Raw genomic sequence first — 3,078 nt, 5'->3', positions numbered from 1 at the left:
GCAGAAGAGAACGGAACATGGGTATATTATGACAAAGATGGCTATCAGGTAGAAAACGAATGGAAAAAATCCGGTAACAACTGGTTCTGGCTGAATGAAGACGGCGAGATGGCAACAGAAGCATTAGTAGAAGATGGTGATGATTATTATTACGTAGATGCTAATGGTGTTATGGTAGCAAATCGCTGGGTATCTATTGTTAACGAAGAAGATGAAGATGATACTCCAGAAAACTACTGGTATTATTTCCAGAGCAACGGTAAGGCTTATAAGGCACCAGAAAGCGGTAAAGTTCAGCTTAAAACAATCAATGGTAAAAAATATGCTTTTGATCAGGACGGCAGAATGTTATATGGTTGGGTAGCTGCAGATAGTGCTGAGCGTATTACAAGTGACGATGGCTGGAATGCTGCCGCAGATATGTACTATTTCGGTGACGAAAATGATGGATCTATGGCAACTAACTGGCAGAAACTTACAGTTTATGACGACGGCGAAGAAGACGATATGGATTACTGGTTCTATTTCAAGAGCAACGGTAAGAAATTCTTCAACGAAAAAGATGATAAAGATTTTGATACAAAGAAAATCAATGGTAAAACTTACGGCTTTGACAACAGAGGCGTAATGGTTAAAGAATGGGATGCTGCTACAAATTCTAATAGTCCTACTGCAGCAAACTACAGTTATTTTGGCAGCGCAGATGATGGCGCGCGTATGACAAAAGGCTGGTTTAAGGTAGTTCCATCAGATGAGTTTGATGAGTCAAATAATGACGACGAAAACGAGAAATGGTACTATGCTAACGGAGACGGTACTCTTGAAGCTGGTAAACTTTCCAAGATTAAAGGAAAATACTATGCATTCAATGAAAAGGGTGCTATGTTAAGTGGTCTTATTCGTATAACTGTAAATAGCGATGATAGCATTAATGTTCTTGATGATGGTGTTGATGCTGATGAGTTGGATGACTTAATTAATGATAAGACAAGTGGCGGAGATTTATATTATTTCGGTGATGGCGAAGATGGTTCTATGAAGTTAGGCGTTCAGACTGTTACCTTAGATGGTGACAATTATAGCTTCTTCTTCACAAAGACTGGCGGTATTGAAGAAAAGGGTGCCGGACTTACCGGAAAGTATAACAAAGTTCTTTATAAGTATGGTAAGAAGATTAAAGCCGATGCAGATGATAAGTATCTGGTAGTTAAGTTTGACGAATCCGCTAATACTATTGAAGTTGTTTCTAGCAAAGATTTAAGAGCTGACACTAGATCTTACAAGAATGATAAAAATGAAACTGTAAGAGCTACAAATTACGATTTCACTGGCTGTGTATTAGTTACAACATCTGGTTCTATTGTTAAGACAAAGAGCAATTGTAAAGATGGAAATGACTGGTACTTTGATGTTGAAGATGGTGTAATTACAAGCTATGCCAACAACAAAAATAACTAAGTAATAATTAACATATTTCGATAAGAAATTCTAATTGCCATAAAGGAACTCATACTATAATAGTATGAGTTCCTTTGAATTTTTGCTCTTTGTCAAGTGTTGGGGATTTTTAGTGTCTCGTCACTATACTTAGAAAAGCAAAAAACAGGCGTTGGAATTATCCAACGCCCATTTTCTTAGCAATTAGAATTTATTTATCAAAGCTAATTATTTCTTCTCATACTTATCCTGGCTATAATAAGTTACTTTACCTGCTGCGTTTGTACAGTAGTAATTATCATCAGAATCCTTAATGTTAGTCTTATTCTTCATAAGAGAACCAGAAGCATTAATTAAGTATAAGTTCTGTTCTGACTGTGTATTCTTATCAGGTGCGACAGTTGGTACTGTAGCTACACCCATTGGGGTGAATGCCTGATATCTATAATCTGTTTCGGCTTTAATCTTAAGTCCCTGTACATAAAGTGTTGTATTTTTGTTAACACCATCTAAGCCTTTAAACTTAGAAGAGCCAGTTGTTCCAAAAGTATAAGAGTAGGTATCACCATCAACATCTATAGTCTGATTTCCAGTCTTGGCTGCTCCATCATCTCCACTACCAAAGTAGTATACATCCCAACCATCGCCTGCAGGATATGTGTTTTCCTTGATTTTATCAATTACATCTGCATTTTCAACTTCAACAGGTGCATTAACGAACTCGCCTGAAGATTTAGCTTTAACAAGCCATAATCCACTTAACATCTCACCTTTTGCATTAAATGCATACTTTTTACCATTGATAGTTTTTAGTTTATTAGCTACCAAATCGCCATTATTCTCTGCATAGAACCATTTAGTAGATTCATCGTTATATGCGGTATTGTTTACGTCTTCCTGTGGGACTACTTTTGTCCAGCCCTTCTGTAATCTCCAGCCCTGATCTGGCTCGTTGTAATAATGATAACCAGCGATGCTGCTTGTAGCATCACTAGCAGAAGCATCATACCAATACCACTCAGACTGCATTACTCCGTAATCGTTAAACGCATACTTTTTACCATTAATGCTCTTGCTTGCATTATCTGTTGTTTTCTTACCATTGGAAGGATTAAAATAGAACCAGTAGTCCTGATCTTCTGAATCTTCGTTTTCTGTATCTACAACAGAAATTTTAGCCCATCCAGTACCCTGGGCACCATCGTTTTCGTCGCCACAGAAATAGGTACCGTTCTGCCATGCAGTATCTCCAGTTTCTCTGGATGCAGAATCGTTAATCCAACCATAAAGCATCTTTGCATCGTCCTGGAATGCGTACTTCTTTCCGTTTATAGTTTTGAAAGACGTAGCTCCTGAACTTCCTGCTTTATATGCCTTACCACTGTTCTGGAAATAATACCAATATGACTCTGGTTCATCTTCTTCACCAGCATTTTCATTCGCAACAGCTACCCACTGATTTGCAACCATAGCACCATTAGAATCAACATAATAATAGTTAGTTCCGTCATCAATCAATTCATCTGTAGCCATTTCACCATCGCTGTTTAAGTAAAACCAGTTATTTCCTGATTTTGCCCACTGATCAGTTACCTGATCACCATTTCTGTCATAGTATACCCATGCACCATTTTCTTCCTG

At 37.7% G+C, this 3,078-nt stretch carries 2 protein-coding genes; one reads left to right on the top strand and one right to left on the bottom strand.

Annotated features, from left to right (window positions below):
• On the top strand, positions 1–1,458 hold a 1,458-nt coding region (locus tag H8S80_RS33790), incomplete at its 5' end, for a hypothetical protein (RefSeq protein WP_187049098.1).
• A 207-nt stretch (positions 1,459–1,665) separates the two neighbouring features.
• Here the strand turns inward: H8S80_RS33790 and H8S80_RS33785 are convergent.
• Positions 1,666–3,078 (bottom strand): PspC-like choline-binding domain-containing protein (locus tag H8S80_RS33785; protein ID WP_187049097.1); only part of this gene is annotated, 1,413 nt, incomplete at its 5' end.

The sequence above is a fragment of the Hungatella sp. L36 genome, from assembly GCF_014288035.1.
Note: the sequence above shows the minus strand (reverse complement) of the source record. Positions and strands in the feature narration are given on the sequence as shown.